Annotated in this window: 13 protein-coding genes; 11 read left to right on the plus strand and 2 right to left on the minus strand. The window is 62.8% G+C overall.

What is annotated here, in order from left to right; translation table 11 throughout:
* Positions 1-162: 162 nt before the first annotated feature.
* The 3 genes from ACWW1C_RS15735 to ACWW1C_RS15745 all read left to right on the plus strand — a co-directional run bounded on the left by ACWW1C_RS15735 (position 163) and on the right by ACWW1C_RS15745 (position 3,199).
* Positions 163-1,557, plus strand: coding sequence for a WS/DGAT/MGAT family O-acyltransferase (locus ACWW1C_RS15735; RefSeq protein WP_455979259.1), 1,395 nt, complete (start codon positions 163-165; stop codon positions 1,555-1,557).
* Positions 1,558-1,661: 104 nt separating this feature from the next.
* The gene (locus ACWW1C_RS15740) at positions 1,662-2,387 is read left to right on the plus strand and encodes an alpha/beta fold hydrolase (RefSeq protein ID WP_455984300.1); all 726 of its coding nucleotides are present in this window, start codon (positions 1,662-1,664) and stop codon (positions 2,385-2,387) included.
* A gap of 152 nt (positions 2,388-2,539) precedes the next feature.
* Positions 2,540-3,199, plus strand: coding sequence for a TetR/AcrR family transcriptional regulator (locus ACWW1C_RS15745; protein WP_455979260.1), 660 nt, complete (start codon positions 2,540-2,542; stop codon positions 3,197-3,199).
* Positions 3,200-3,301: 102 nt separating this feature from the next.
* Here ACWW1C_RS15745 and ACWW1C_RS15750 read toward each other — a convergent pair whose 3' ends face one another.
* Positions 3,302-4,468: an acyl-CoA dehydrogenase family protein gene (locus ACWW1C_RS15750; RefSeq protein WP_455984301.1), complete on the minus strand. Its 1,167-nt coding sequence runs from the start codon at positions 4,466-4,468 to the stop codon at positions 3,302-3,304.
* Between the two features lie 277 nt (positions 4,469-4,745).
* Complete coding sequence (locus tag ACWW1C_RS15755) at positions 4,746-5,447, minus strand: acetoacetate decarboxylase family protein (protein ID WP_455979261.1); 702 nt, start codon at positions 5,445-5,447, stop codon at positions 4,746-4,748.
* 1,107 nt (positions 5,448-6,554) lie between these two features.
* On the opposite strand from ACWW1C_RS15755, the gene ACWW1C_RS15760 reads away from it, so the two are divergent.
* Genes ACWW1C_RS15760 through ACWW1C_RS15795 form a run of 8 tightly spaced genes read left to right on the plus strand, consistent with a single transcriptional unit; the run spans position 6,555 to position 15,304 of the window.
* Entirely contained in the window at positions 6,555-7,409 is an 855-nt protein-coding gene (locus ACWW1C_RS15760; RefSeq protein WP_455979262.1) for an MlaE family ABC transporter permease, read from the plus strand.
* A gap of 2 nt (positions 7,410-7,411) precedes the next feature.
* On the plus strand, positions 7,412-8,272 hold the full coding sequence (locus tag ACWW1C_RS15765; protein ID WP_455979263.1) for an ABC transporter permease: 861 nt from the start codon (positions 7,412-7,414) through the stop codon (positions 8,270-8,272).
* Between the two features lie 3 nt (positions 8,273-8,275).
* The gene (locus tag ACWW1C_RS15770) at positions 8,276-9,766 is read left to right on the plus strand and encodes an MlaD family protein (protein WP_455979264.1); all 1,491 of its coding nucleotides are present in this window, start codon (positions 8,276-8,278) and stop codon (positions 9,764-9,766) included.
* Entirely contained in the window at positions 9,763-10,803 is a 1,041-nt protein-coding gene (locus ACWW1C_RS15775) for an MCE family protein (RefSeq protein ID WP_455979265.1), read from the plus strand. The genes ACWW1C_RS15770 and ACWW1C_RS15775 overlap by 4 nt, the downstream gene beginning before the upstream one ends.
* 5 nt (positions 10,804-10,808) lie before the next feature.
* Positions 10,809-11,834, plus strand: a complete 1,026-nt coding sequence (locus ACWW1C_RS15780; RefSeq protein ID WP_455979266.1) for an MCE family protein — start codon at positions 10,809-10,811, stop codon at positions 11,832-11,834.
* Positions 11,831-12,940: an MCE family protein gene (locus tag ACWW1C_RS15785; protein WP_455979267.1), complete on the plus strand. Its 1,110-nt coding sequence runs from the start codon at positions 11,831-11,833 to the stop codon at positions 12,938-12,940. The genes ACWW1C_RS15780 and ACWW1C_RS15785 overlap by 4 nt, the downstream gene beginning before the upstream one ends.
* Positions 12,927-14,045: an MlaD family protein gene (locus ACWW1C_RS15790; RefSeq protein ID WP_455979268.1), complete on the plus strand. Its 1,119-nt coding sequence runs from the start codon at positions 12,927-12,929 to the stop codon at positions 14,043-14,045. The genes ACWW1C_RS15785 and ACWW1C_RS15790 overlap by 14 nt, the downstream gene beginning before the upstream one ends.
* Positions 14,042-15,304 carry an MlaD family protein gene (locus tag ACWW1C_RS15795; protein ID WP_455979269.1) on the plus strand — a complete coding sequence of 421 codons (1,263 nt, stop codon included), beginning with the start codon at positions 14,042-14,044 and terminating at the stop codon, positions 15,302-15,304. Before ACWW1C_RS15790 ends, ACWW1C_RS15795 begins: the two co-directional genes overlap by 4 nt.
* Positions 15,305-15,308: the final 4 nt, after the last annotated feature.

Below are 15,308 nucleotides of genomic sequence, written 5' to 3' on the forward strand. Positions count from 1 at the left end.
CGCGTCGGACAACCAGCGGAGCTGGCATGAACCCAAAACTCTTGTTCCGCAACACATTTTTGAGGAGCGTGGCGATTCCTGGCACCCCGTCGTCAAACCACAAATAAGTCACTCCGTTTAGTCACTTGACGGCGCGTCCAGTCCGACAGCAAACTGTTCATCATGCCCATGCCAAACCTCGCCGACCGTTGGTTCTTTGTCGTCGACAACAACGATGTACCCACACACGTGGCGGTCATGGCAACCTTTGAACTTCCCGAGGGTGCGCCGCCGGACTATGTGCGCCGCCTGGCCGATGACCTGCGCTCAGTGCGGACGTTCTCGCCGCCGTTCAACTACCGACTGACCAACCCCAGCCTGCGGCGTTTCGCACCCTCCTTCACCGCGCTCGCCGACGACGAGGTCGACCTTGACTACCACTTCCGCTTTTCGGCGCTGCCGACGCCCGGCGGTGAGCGCGAGCTCGGCGTCCTGGTGTCACGGTTGTTTTCGCGGCCACTGGATCCGCAGCGCCCGCTGTGGGAAGTCCATCTCATCGAGGGTCTCGACAACGGCCGCTTCGCCTGGTTCTTCAAGGTTCATCACGGCGTGATGGACGGCGTCGGCGGGATGCGCCGACTTGGCCAGCTCATGGACACCGACCCCGAGTCCGGCGAACTGCGCGCAATCTGGTCGCTCCCCGTCCGATCGCGACGGCAACGGGCGAAGACTGCCCCGTCGCTGCAACAGCGCTTCGAACGCGCCCTCGGGACAGCGCGAGACGGCGCCGTCGCCGCCGCCTCGCTCGCGCTCACGACTGGACAGATGGTCAGTCAACGGGTCGTGGCGGCGGAGAAGGACTGGGTCGTGCCGTACTCGGCGCCGAGTTCCGTCCTCAACGGTCGCGTCGGGCAGCAGCGCCGGTTCGCGACGCAGAGCTACGACCTGGCGCGACTGGTCACGGTCGCGAAGGGCTTCGACGTCACAGTGAATGACGTCTTCCTCGCGATCTGCGGCGGCGGCTTGCGGAGCTACCTCGGCGAACTCGACCAGCTGCCCACCGCCAGCCTGACGGTCGGCATCCCGGTCTCGATCCGCGACGCGAGCGACGAGGAATCCAGCAACGCCATCAGCGTCGCATTCGCCAGCCTGCATACCGAAATTGCCGACCCCGTGGAACGCATCGCCGCGATCGCGCGTGGCACCCGGCGCTCCAAGGAGAAGCTACGTGAGCTCCCGACCGCCGCCGGAGACCTCTACGGTCCGCTTGTACTTAGTCCCATCGCCGTCGCCCAACTCACCGGTTTAGCCGGACGTACATTGCCGCCGTTCAACGTCCCGGTCTCCAACGTCCCGGGCCCGCCTGATCCGCTGTACTTGCGCGGCGCACGCCTAGAGGGCCTCTGGGGCCTGTCGATCATCTCCCACGGGGCCGCATTGAGCATCACCGCAGGCTCGATGGCGGGGCGCTTCAACGTCGGCTTCACCGGAGACCGAGATCGACTCCCCAGCCTGCAGCGCCTGGCCGTGTACACCGGCGAGGCACTCGAAGAGCTCGAACAAGCGCTATCCGCGTGACGCCGGCCTCGGATCCGGCCGCCGATCGCATTCGGGCCGCGGGACCCCGCGGTCTGTTTCGCGGCGGAGAAGGGCAGCCACTCGTGCTGCTGCACTGCGCAGGGATGACGTGGCGCATCTGGGAGCCTGTGCTCCCTCTGCTCGCGGCGCACCGCGATGTGCTCGCACCGACGTTGCCGGCACACCTCGGGGGTCCGCCGTTGCCCGATACGCCTGTGACGATCGGCGACTTCGCCGACGCGGCCGAGCGCGAGCTCGATGCCGCGGGCTTCGAGTGCCCCGATATCGTCGGCAACTCCCTCGGGGGATTCATCGCGTTTGAACTCGCGCGTCGCGGCCGGGTCCGCCGCGTGGTGGCCATCGGCGCAATGGGCATGCAAACGGACCGGCAAGGGCTCGCGATTGCCAGCCGCGTCGTGCAGGCACACCGCGTCGCGCGCGTACTAAAGTCGGCAGTACTTCCGGTGCTGGCGATTCCCCGGGTGCGTCGCATCCTGTTGCGCGCTGGTGTTGTTCGCGGTGAGCGCGTGCCAACCGCGTTGGCACGCCACCTCTTCCACGCCAGCACCACATGCGACGCGCCGGCGCTACATACCGCCATGCGCACAGCCGACGGGACGATGCCGCGCCTCGATGACGCGGGCCAGATCACAGCACCGACGTTGCTGATCCGCGGCGACCACGACACGGCGGCGACGGCGGACCAGATGGAGCGCTACCTCAACCAGCTACCCAACGCGCAGTCGCTTACCATTCCCGGCGCCGGGCACTGCCCCCAACTCGAGCTACCAAATCTCATCGCCAACGAGATACTCAAATTCACGCGATGACCGCACCGCGGCGCGCCCGAAACGTCGGATGCATCGGCATGGGCGTGAGATAGGCACAAAGGCCGCCACGTCCGGCCAAGGCCGGTTCCGGGCTTCGTTCCGCGCTGACTGTAATAATGACCCGATGAACTCGCACCCGGTGGCCGGTCGAATTGGCTAAGACCCCGACACCACGGCGCCGCGCTGCCAACAAGCCCGACGATGAGTCCGTCAAAGCGCCGCCCTCGCTGCGCGAGATGCAGAAGGCACTCACTCGTGGTCGCGTGATCGAGGCGGCACTCGAAGAATTTGACGAGCGAGATTTCGCCTCAACCACAATGGACGACATCGCCGTCCGCGCCAACCTCAGCCGTGGCACGATCTACCTCCATTTCGACAGCAAGGCTGAAATCCTGGTCGCCGCGCTGGAGAGCCTCGAGCCGGACGAGCTCTCACTCTTTCAGGAACTCGGTGCAGCCCAGACGCGCGCCGACATCGAAGCGATGTACGACCATGCGCTCACGGTCTGGAATCAAGTCGGCCGGATCTGGCGTCACGCGCGCGACGCAGCTGCGACCGAACCGACACTCAAGAAGTGGTCTGACGGCATGTTTGCCCGCCAGGTACGAAACTTGCGCAATGCGCTTCAAGAGCGCGGTGTCCCCGCGGCCGCAGCCGAGGTGCGGGCCACGCTACTGGTGGGCATGTGGAGCGAGTTCATGCCGCGTTGGGCTCTGAGCCCGGGGAGTCGCGGTCGCAAATTGACATCCGTCGCTCTGACAGACTTCACGATTGCCTCATTCTCCGAGGGCTTAGCGATCAGACGAGACTGACAATCCGTTTGACAGCCGAAGCCGGTTCGAGCGATCGGAGGGGTGAAAGCGGTTGCACGCTAACAACGGAGACTCGCCGGGGACCTCGATGGCCACCAGTGGTCACGGTGTCGCCAGCCTCCGCCCGATGATTTCCTTCATGATTTCGGTGGTCCCGCCGAATATCGTCGCGGCACGGGAGTCGAGGTAGTCCCGTGCCGCCTTGTACTCGCGCATGTATCCGTAGCCTCCGTGCAGTTGCACCGCACGGTGGACGACTTTCAGGTGTAACTCGGTGGTCCACCACTTCGCCATCGCGGCGTGCGCTTCGTCGAGTCCACCCTGGGTTGCTTCCAGGATGCAACGATCGACGAAGGTCTGTGCGATCTGAATCTCGGTGGCCAGTTCGGCGAGGTAGAACCGGTTCGCCTGAAAGTTACTCACCGACTGGCCGAACGCCGTTCGTGCCGAGCCATATTCGATCGCCTCGTTGAGCGTTCGGGTCATCGCGGCCATGGAGCTCAACGCGATGCTGAGCCGTTCCCGCACCAGGTTGCGTCGAAGATATTCGAATCCACTGTTTGCATCACCGAGAACATTGTCATTCGGGATGAAGACCTCATCGAAGTACAGCTCCGCGGTTGCCTGCAGCTTGAGGCCGACTTTATCCATCGGTCCGTGCCGAGTAAAACCGTCCATGCCCGCTTCGACGACCAGCAGCGAAACGCCCTTTCTGCCGGTGGCGGGATCGGTCTTGACTACGACAATGATGACGTCCGCGAGCGAGCCGTTGGTGACGAACGTTTTACTGCCGTTCAGTATGAAACCGCCCTCATCAGGCCTTGCGGTAGCCGAGATCGCCGCGAGGTCGCTACCCGTCGAGGGCTCGGTCATCGCGATGGCGCCGATTGCTTCACCACGACACAACGGAGCCAACCACCGCGCCTTCTGAGCTTCGGTGCCGAGATCCCTGAAGTAAGGCATCACGAGGTCGTTGATGCCCACAACGCTCATTGCGACCGCGTAGTCCCCTGCGGCACAAAGCTCTTCGGCGACGATCGCGCTGAACCGAAAGTCGTCAGCACCTCCGCCGCCGAAGCGCTCGGGAACATCGCTCCCGAGGAGCCCGATTTGCCCAGCCTTCTTGAAAAACTGTCGGTCGATCGCGTTGGACGACTCCCACGAGGCCAGATACGGCACAACTTCACGTTCGGCGAACGCTCGCACGAGTGCACGAAATGCGTCGTGCTCGGGTCCAAAAATACTGCGCGGCAGCGGTTTCAAGGACATGACGAGCCTCTCGAATTGATCATGATGGTGCAGAGCACGCAGCAGCACGCCCCGTGCTGCCAACCGTGCGCAGGCGAGTGTTGCGAAGTCGCTCGGCCGACCATATTGGCGGCGTCTACACAGCCTGTTGTTGAACAGGGAATGTCCATGACACACAATTAATTTCGGCCGAGGGCCAACCGGCCCATCGAATCACGGCAACATGTGTCCGCGACCGGCGCGCCAAACCCGATAGACAACAGCGCTCGCGCACGACGGGGCGACTGTCGACGTGGAATTAACCTGTCGATGCGCGCATCGCCCGTACCACGATGCCACTGCACTCACCTTGGGGAAACCAGGACGACAATTCTGGACCGGCTTCAATCGCGACGGCGAAGCGCGCTGGTCGCCACATCATGGCGGTCGTCGGCCTGCTGCTCAGCAGTGTGCAATCAGGACGGGCTTGCACCAGCCTGAGCACTTTCGCCGCAGCCGCAGGCAATACCGGGCCCATCGCTCGTCGTTCGGTCCGAATCGCGAAGCCATTGCCGTGCGTCGACGCGACAGCGTCCCGACCCGGGTCGCCGTCGAATGTTGCGAGGGTTTTCGGAATCGCCCAATTATCCCGTCCCCCGACCAGGCTGGCCGGTGAATCAACGGCGATGAACGGTACATGGCCGAAAACCGAGTACCGGCGGCGCATGACAACGAGCGCACCGATCTCCCCGTACTGACCGACCGGCGTATCCGTCCAATTGAGGAGAAACCCCAGAACGGCCACCGGAGTCGCATCACGTTGGATCGTCTCCGGGAGCTGGCGCTTCAGCACAGCTGCGCCGTCCGCAGAGACGCGGCGGCCCCACCAGATTCCGTGGCCCCCACCGATCCAGGGTGCCGGGGCCCGGTTCGGCGGCAAGGACGACTCGATCGATTTGTCGAGCTCCGTCTCCCGCACACCGGCGGCTCCCAGATCAACGACCTTCGGGCTGGTAGTCATTCTTAGACCTCTCCTTCAGACAAGAACCTGGCGAGACCGAATGATCTCGCTGAAGCCAGTTCCACTTTCTGCCAAAGCATTTCGCGTTCTCTCGCCGCAGGCAGACCAACACCCTTGAACATCTCGAACCGGAATCGAGGAAGGAAGTACGCAACAGGATTCCGGCGGTCCACACATACGCCCAATATTGGTCGACACGCTATCTACTTGCACAACACAGTGTCAAGCAAAATTGACATCGAAGCGATAGGGATGCCGTTCGGCCTGGCCGGCTGCGCGCCGGCACATCACCTCACATCGCCATCCTCGACCGGTAGCCGTTGGTCTACGAGATCTGGCCGTTCGGCGCGATGTAAGCACGATCACAGGTAGCTAGCGTTAGTCCTCATCTACGAGGAGGTAGCGATGGTGGACATCTAGCGGGGCCAGCGCAAACCACTATCAGGAGCAGTTGGCTCGATCGAGCATCACCGACGGTGCAACCCCAGCGTTCGCCCCGAAACACCGCCACGACACCACCCGATGCAGCTCCGACAGCGAGTCGGCTGTCGCGTGTCTCGCTTCCGGGCTAAGCGCGCCATATCCGTCCGATGATGAACACTGTGTCGCTTAAGTAAACGATTCGATCATCATTCAGCATGCGGTCTAGCTTCCAACCAAGGCCGTACCGACCGCCTACAGAACCATTCAACAACGCGAAACCAGCTGCTAATGAACGCAATATCTGCAATCCTGGCAAACTCCCAACGATCTGACGCACGGTGTGCTTATACTCAACGGCCTGTTCAGTGAAATCACAAACAGCCCTATGCTCGCTCTGGACGAACGCCTGCTCACTACGACCCAACGCCGAGGATTTGACTTGACCACGTCACGACACATTGGTCCGCGAGATGTCGGGCCGCGCAGCGGAGTCCGGAGACCACGCCGGCGTCACCTTCGGCCGACCCGCAGAGCGGCGGGCGACCCGGTGACCCCGATGCAGCAAACCGACACCACTGCCACCAGCGGGTCACTGCACGGTGGCTTCATCCATCAGCGGAAGTCAATCGCGAATGTTCCACTCCCCGACATGGAGGCCGCGTTCCGGTGACAACAAGCGATGAAATGACTATTAGCGCAGTGGCACAACCACGTTCAGCTACGCGTGAAGTTGGTGACTGGGGCCGCTCCTACCTGAACAACCACCCACTGTTGTCCCTGCGTACGGTCGGCGGCCAGGTGGTGTTGGCGATACGGACCATTGAGTGCCTGGTCCAAGACATCATCGGCCGCCGATTTCAGTTCGGCGAGTTCATTCATCAAGCCAGCTTCATGGCCAGCACAGCGGTGGTTCCCACTCTGTTCGTAACGATCCCGATCGGCGTCACGCTGTCAATCCAGTTCAGTTTGCTGGCCGGCCAGGTCGGCGCGACGTCCCTGGCCGGCGCCGCCACCGGCCTGGCGGTGATTCGTCAGGGCGCTCCGCTCGTGGCGGCGATTCTGCTGGCCGCAGCCGTCGGTTCAGCAATCTGCGCCGATCTCGGAGCGCGCACAATGCGCGAGGAAATCGACGCGATGAAAGTCATGGGCGTTTCGCCCATCCAGCGCCTGGTGGTGCCACGGTTCGTTGCCGTCATCTTGATCGGCATTGCGCTCACCGGGCTGACGAGTTTCGTCGGATTCCTGGCCGGCTACGCGTTCAACGTCTATATGCAAAGCGGCACGCCAGGGTCCTTCGTCGCTACCTTCTCCTCGTTCGCGACTGTCGATGACCTGCTACTGGCACTGGTCAAATCGGTGGTGTTCGGCGCCATTGTCGGCGTGGTGTGCTGCCACAAGGGTTTGGACACCCACGGCGGCCCCGCCGGGGTCGCGAACTCCGTGAACGCCGCCGTTGTCGAATCGATCCTGCTCTTGATGACCGTCAACGTCATCATGACGCAGCTCTACGTACTGATCTTCCCCAGAGCGAGCCTGTGACCATGGCGACTCCCACTCATTACCTCAACGCTGCATTGCGGCCGGTTGCCGCGGCCGCGGCCGCTCCCACTCAGGGCACGGCGAAGCTCGGACACATGGTCTTCTTCTTCGGCCGCATCTTGACCTCCATGCCGATAGCCGTGCGTCGCTACCGACACGAATATCTGCGAATCCTTGCCGACATCTCCTGGGGCAACGGCTCAATCGTGGTGGGCGGCGGCACAATTGGGGTCGCCCTTGTGCTCGGCGCCACGGCCGGTGCACTCATCGGGGTCGAAGGCTACAACGCACTGAATCTGCTCGGTTTGGGCCCAGCCACGGGCCTGCTCTCATCGTTCGTCGGAACCCGCGAGCTCGCGCCGATCATGATCGGTCTCGCATTCACCGTGCAGGCCGGATGCCGGTTCACCGCGCAACTCGGCGCAATGCGCATCAACGAGGAAGTCGATGCGCTGGACGTACTCGGCATCAACTCAGTGTCCTATCTGGTGACCACGCGAGTCGCCGCTTCCGTCACTGCAGCGCTGCCATTGTTCTTGTGCACGTTGGCCATCGCCTACATCGCCTGCCAGGGCGTCGTCGGAATTTCTGCCGGCCAGTCCGGCGGCACGTACCTGCACTACTTCTCCATGTTCGTCAACGGGCGTGACGTCGCACTCGCCACGATCAAAGCCGTGGTCTTCGTCTTCGCGACATCGACCGTGCAGTGTTACTACGGCTACTACGCAAGTGGCGGACCTGCGGGCGTGGGCGTCGCCGCTGGCCGGGCCATGCGGTCGGCCATCACCGTTGTCATCGTCTTGAACATGTTGCTGACCATGGCCCTATGGGGCGTGGATTCCGGCGCACGGTTCGGAGGGTAACGAATGCCGAATCAATACGACGTCAACGGCCGCGGGCCCTCAAACCGGGCACTGGTCGTGGCGGGCCTCTGCTTCATTCTGGTCGCGGCCGGGGTCGTGGTGACTGCCATCGCGAAGTCCAAGGGCGATCTGGACAACATCGTGCGTGTCACCGTCGCCCTGGTGAACGTCGGCGACGGACTGCCGGAGAAGTCCGACGTCAAATTCAACGGCGTCCTTGTCGGCCAGGTCGCCGATGTCGTCACCGCTCCCGCGGGGCAACCCAACCTCGTGCACGTCGACCTCAAGCCAGAACACGCGCCCGGCATTCCGTCGACGGTGACCGCGCGGGTGGTGCCCTCCAACGTGTTCGCGGTGTCCTCCATTCAGCTCGTCGGTCACGACAACGGCCCCAATGGACTTCGTGCCGGGGCAACGATCCCAGAGGACAAATCTCTGCCGACGGTGATGTTCCAGAACACACTCAACAAGTTCCGGCAGGTATTCGCTGCGCTGGGACACCAACCCACCGGCAACAGTGTGGGCGCAATCGCCGCGCTGACCGAGGCCACACAGGGACGCGGCCAGGCGATCAAACAGGCGGGACACGATCTCGACCAGATCGTCAACGAACTGAACCATGTGGTCGGCGACGGCAATGATCCATCGACCCTTTCGGCGCTCACCACCGCATCAGCCGCGCTGCGCCAAGTGTCCCCCGACCTGTTCGACGCTCTTGATTCAGCAGTGACCCCACTGCGGACGTTGGCTGAAAAGCGCAGTGCCTTGTCCGGGTTGTTGTCGGCCGGTCAGCAGACCGTCGGAACGTTGGCCGATGCGTTCGACCATCAGACAGACCGCTTGATCAACATCACCGCACGAATGACCCCCGTCGTCGGAGTACTTGCCGACAACGCCGGCGCCTTTCCTCTGATCACCAGTCGCATTCGGCGGGTATCCAATCAAGTCATGGATGCCTGGGACCCAGAAACCAACAATCTGACGGTCAAGGCGGCAGTGAGTTTGACCCCGTCACGGGTCTATGTGCGTGCGGATTGTCCTCGGTATGGCGAACTCGAAGGGCCCAGCTGCCACACGGCCCCCGAAGTTCCGACTGCTCCCGCGTTGTATCCGGCGCTCGGCTCGATGGGCTTCCCGGCGCCCCGCGTCGCAACCGAGAATCGGCCCAACTTCGCTCCGCCACGTGACTCCACTCGGCACGCCGGCGAAGTGCCGGGTGCACCTCAGGAACCTGGACCGTTGCCGGGGCCGGCACCGGATTCGCCTGCGGTACAACAGCCGCCCGCAGTACCAGGTCCCCCACTTCCTGCCGAGGTAACGCAGCAATCGGCCACCGTCGGCGGCAACGTCGGGCCTGTCGGCAGCCCCGAAGAGCTAGCTCAACTGAGCAAGATCACCGGGGGCAATGCCAACGCAGCGACGGCTCTTCTCCTCGGACCGGTGGTGCGCGGCACCACGGTCACCGTTAGCCCGGATACGGAAGGCGGATCGTGAGTTACCGAAAGCCGATGATTGGTCTCGCCATTTTCTTGGTGATCTCGATGGTGGTGACGTGGTTGGTCTTCAACACGCTCAGTCGGCAGATATCGGGCAGCACCAACACGTATTCGGCGGTGTTCACCGATGTGACCGGGCTCCATGAGGGCGACGACGTCCGCGTTGCCGGGGTTCGGGTCGGCCGAGTGGACGCCGTCGAACTCGACGGCACTCAAGCGAACGTCACGTTCCAGGTGCAAAAGGACCAGAAGCTGTTTGCCGATACCATCGCCGCGATCCGCTACCAGAACATCATCGGGCAGCGCTACCTCGGCTTGTCCCGCGGGCAGGTCGCCGACCAGCGGGCCCTGCCCAATAACGGTCGAATTCCGGTCGAGCACACCGAGCCATCGTTCGACATCACCTACCTGCTCAAGGGATTCGAACCACTACTGACGCTGTTGGACCCCAAGCAGGTTGACAACCTGACGAACGCGCTCATCGACGCGCTTCAAGGCGAAAACGGCACCGTACTGTCCCTGATCACACAGACGTCGGCATTGGCCGACCTGGTCGCCGGCCCCGACGACGTACTCGGTCAGGTCATCACCAACCTCAACGCGGTCACAACCAACCTGGCCGGCCAGAGCGCGAACTTGAACAACGTGATCGGCCGGACACGCGACATCTTGGTGGGACTCAATACTCACCGCGAGCAATTGCGCGCGTCAGTCGGCTCGATCAACTCCGCGTTGGGTCGACTATCGACCATCACCAACAACATCTACCCGGATTTCAACGCGCTGGTCACCCGTCAGCCCGGGTTCGCGAGCAACCTCACCGGCCCCGGCCGTGACCGGTTTGCATTCTTGGCGGCAAACCTGCCCTATCTCTTGAAAGGGGTGGCCCGCATGACGCAATCCGGGGCCTACACCGACATCTATATATGCGATGTCAATGTCAGCATTTTCCGTTTCTTGAAAACACTGATCCCCGCGTATGTGGCTGCGGCGACCCCGGGCAACGTCATCAACCACTCGGCGGTGTGCAGGTGAACACGATGAGTAAGACAAATAGGCCTCCGCTCGAGGATCGCAACCCACTTACCCTGGGTATCGCCGCGCTCTTGGCAATCGTGGTCGCAATCGCGATCGTCTTCGGAATCACGGCGCTGGACTTGGGTCAGCGCGACTATCGTGCAGAATTCGCCCAGGCGGCGGAGCTGCGTTCCGGTGACCAGGTCACCATCGCCGGGGTTCCGGTCGGCAGCGTCAAGAGTCTTGAACTCGCCGGCGATCGAGTGCGTGTCAGCTTCACCGTTAACAGCAACGTGCGCCTCGGCGCCGACACCCGCGCGTCAATCAAGATGACCACATTGCTCGGGTCTCGCTACATGCAGCTGTCCCCTGCGGGGCCCAGCTCGTTGGACCACGGCACCATCGCGCTGGCGAACACCGACGTGCCCTACAACCTGCAGCAAACCCTGGCCGACGCCACCACCACCTTCGAACGGGTCGACGCCGACCGCATCGCGACGTCGCTGACGACGCTCAATCAAGGATTGACCGGAGTCCCCGAGGCCTTGCCAGAAGCGTTGACGAACCTGCAAGCGCTATCTGCGATCGTCGCCGATCGCAGAGACCAGCTGCGCACGCTGCTGACCAGCACCGACACCGTCACCACCTTGATCCGTAACCAGAAAGCCAACTTGGGCGCGCTGATCGGTCAGGGCAATCAGCTGCTCAGCGAACTCACCACGCGGCGCGCCCAGGTGCAACGGTTGCTCGCCAGCACCACTGCCATGGTCGGCACGGTGAACCGCATCGTCGGTGATCAGGCAGGACTCAATGACTTGCTGACCAGCACTCGTCGACTCTCAGCCCTGATCGCCGACCACGACGACAGATTCCGGAATCTGCTCCAGGTCCTGCCTGTACCACTGCGCAACGTGGCCAACGCGACGGGCAGCGGCGTCTCGGTCGACGCCACCGCAGTCAACGGCATTCTGGTCGATTCCTGGATGTGCGCGATCAGCGGGCGCGCTCAGCAATTTCATCTCGTCGAATACTTCCAGGACTGCAAATGAAACGAAAACTGATCATCGCCACCGCCGTAGTGGCCGCGATCGCGGTGGCCGTGGCCGTATTCGTCATACCTCGAACCAAGCCGCAACCGATTACGGTCACGGCCCAATTCGAAGACACCATCGGGCTATACGCCGGCAACTCGGTCTCGGTGTTGGGCATGCCCGTCGGATCGATTGCGTCGATTACTCCGAAATCCACCTACATCGAGGTCAAACTCGTCATCAACCCCGGCGTCACCATTCCTGCTGACGCCACCGCGGTCACCGTGTCGACGTCGATCCTGACCGATCGCCATATCGAGCTCACGCCGCCGTACAAGGGGGGCGCCAAGCTCGGCAATGGCGACGTCCTCGGCCTCGGCCGCACACGCACGCCGGTCGAATTCGACCGCACCCTGTCGATGGTCGACAAGCTCGTCAGCGCGCTTCGTGGTGACGGCAAAGGCAATGGTCCGGTCGCCGACCTACTCAACGTCGGCGACCAGATCACTTCTGCGAACGGTACCCGGATCAAAGAAACCCTCGACAAGCTCTCTGCAGCGCTGAAGCTCGGCGACGACCACGGGGACAGAAGCAAAAAGAACATCCAGGCGATCGCCGCCGGCCTGGCGACGCTCACTCAAGAAGCCGCCGACAACGACACCACCATCCGGAATTTCGGTTCTAATGTGCGGCAGATCAGTGACATCCTGGCGGACGAAAACCTGGGCACTGGCCGCACCGGAGCCCAGATCAACGAAATTCTCACGCGGACTGCCACGCTGCTGGAAAAGAATCGCGACAACCTGAAAGTCACCACCGGCGATTTCCGGATAATTACTCAATCGCTGATCGATTACCAGCGTGAAGTCGCCGAATTCTTCGACATCGCGCCGATGACAATCGACAACCTCTCCAACGTCATCGACTACAACGCCCCCGGTCTGCGCGTCCACGCACTGACCGACAAACTCATGACGCAGAGCCAGTTCGGCAAAGAGATTTGCAACTTGATCGGCGCTAAGCAGCTCGGCTGCGCGACCGGCACGATCCGTGACTACGGACCCGACTTCGGCCTTAACGGAATGTTCGAATTGATGGCAGGTGAACCCCATGCAGCACCGTAAGAGCACGAGCGCACTAATGCGCGGCGCTGCCGCGGTCACCGTGGCCACCAGTGTTTCCGCCTGTGGCGTCGGGTTGGAGGCACTGCCATTGGCCGGGCCCGGAGCCGGCTCCGGTGGCACCTACACCCTCAACGCGGTCTTCGCCAACGCCCTGAACCTGCCGGCAAAGGCGAAGATCAAACTCAACGGCGCCGACATCGGCGAGGTCCAATCGATCACCGCTAGCAACTACACCGCGCACGCAGTCCTGAAGATCCGGGACGATGTGACGCTGCCGGAGGGCACCACAGCCGAATTGCGGTCCGCTACCCCGCTGGGCGACCTTTTCATCGCGGTGCACCGCAGCCCCGACCCGAAGGCCAACCAATTGCCGTTGCGCAATGGCGCCACCATCGGGCTGGAAGCCACCAGCGGTGGCGCCACCATCGAAGACGCTCTGAGCTCCGCGGCCCTTCTGGTCAACGGCGGTGTCATCCGCAACGTCACCTCGCTGATCAACGGTGCTGGTGCAGCCGTCGGTGGTAAAGGTGCGAATCTCAAAGGCCTGCTTGACCATTCGAATACCCTCATCGCCCGGCTCAATGGTCGTTCCACTGAGATCAAGGCCGCGCTGAATAACACCTCAGAGCTTGCCAAGACGCTGTCTGCTCGCCAGAACAGCCTCAACAACGCGCTCGAGGCGCTGGCCCCGGCCACCGATGTGCTCAACCAGGACACCAGCCAGATCATCGCCCTCACCAACACCGCCGCCCGCATCACCAGCCAGCTATCGCGGTTCCCGTCGCTGCAGGGAACGGACACACGCAGTCTGATAGCCGACATCAATCGGTTGTCCGAGGCATTCAACTCCATCACGACCGATCCCAATGTGTCTCTCACCGACATAAACCGACTCATCCCGATCGCGATGAAGATCACCAACTCACCGGCCATCCACGGCATCGCGGAAGTCACCCAGCTCGCGCTGGGCTCGCTACCCGACAAGAACTATCCCGGAGACCCCATGTTCCACGGTCCTGACGGCACCGACTGGCACGCGATGATCGGCAGTTTGCGTTACGAATGGAACCTCATGCTCGACAAGATCTACGGGCCGAACCGATGACAGCAAATCCGTTCGAACTCGTCTTGCGGCACATCGTCGACGTCACAAAGACATTGGCGCGCCACCGGATGCCAGTGGCGCTAATAGGTTTGGCCCTCACGCTTGTGCTCGCGCTGGCGTACGTGATGATCGATTCGCTGCGGATCAACCCCGCCCGTGGGGAATACACCGTGAAGGTGCTGCTGCGGGAATCCGGTGGCCTGATACCCGCTCAGGACGTCACGCTCCGCGGCGTGCCGATTGGACGGGTCCAATCGGTCAATCTCTCGGGAAACACCGTGACCGCCGTGGTGGCCATCGACTCTGATACCAAGATCCCCGCCAACACCGCCGCACGAGTCTCGGCTCTCACCGCCGCCGGCGAGCAATACCTTGATTTGCGGCCCACAGACGACTACGGCCCGTACCTGAGCGATGGCGCCACCATCGCAGAAAACCGCACGAACGTCCCGGTGCCATTCAATCTGCTTCTCGACCACGCGGAAGGGCTGCTGAACCAGGTCGACCCAGCCAAGGTCGACACCATCATCAGAGAACTGCACGTGAGCCCGGGAGGCCCCAAAAAACTCGAAGCAATCGTCGAGGGCGGTACCTTCCTCATCTCGACACTGGACTCCGTCCTCCCCGAGACGGTAAGCACCATCCGCTCCAGCCGCACCGTGTTCACCACACTGACCGACACCCGCCGCGGGCTCCAAGCAACCGCTGGCGACCTCCGGCAGGTCCTCGACGGCGTGAACCGGATGGATGGCGGCTTCCGGCGTTTGGTCGACACCGCGCCCCATGCACTCCAGCAAATCGACAACATCATCGCCGACAACTCCGACACGATGGTTGCGCTGCTGGGCAACCTGACCACCGTCGCCCAGCTGTCCTACGTGCGGGTGCCCGCGTTGAAGGCGCTGTTTCCCGCCGACCGGCCCTCGGTCCTGGAGGGGATCGCGTTGGTCGTACACGACGGCGGAATTTGGGGCATCGCCGACGGTTACCCCCGTTACTCGTGTGACTACAACCGGCCGCACCTGCCGACATCCACGCCTGATTTCCCCGAGCCGTACCGCTACTCGTACTGCGAGAACCCTGACCCCGCAGTGCTGATACGCGGCGCCCGCAACGCACCGCGGCCGCCCGGCGATGACACCGCCGGCCCACCACCGGGCTACGACCCGCTGGCCAAGACCGATCCAACTCCCGTTGGCCCGCACTCCGTCCCTCTGACAGTCGGTGGTCCCCAGCTGCCGTTCCAGCCCCCCAATTGAACGC

This window comes from Mycobacterium sp. HM-7, from assembly GCF_053852335.1.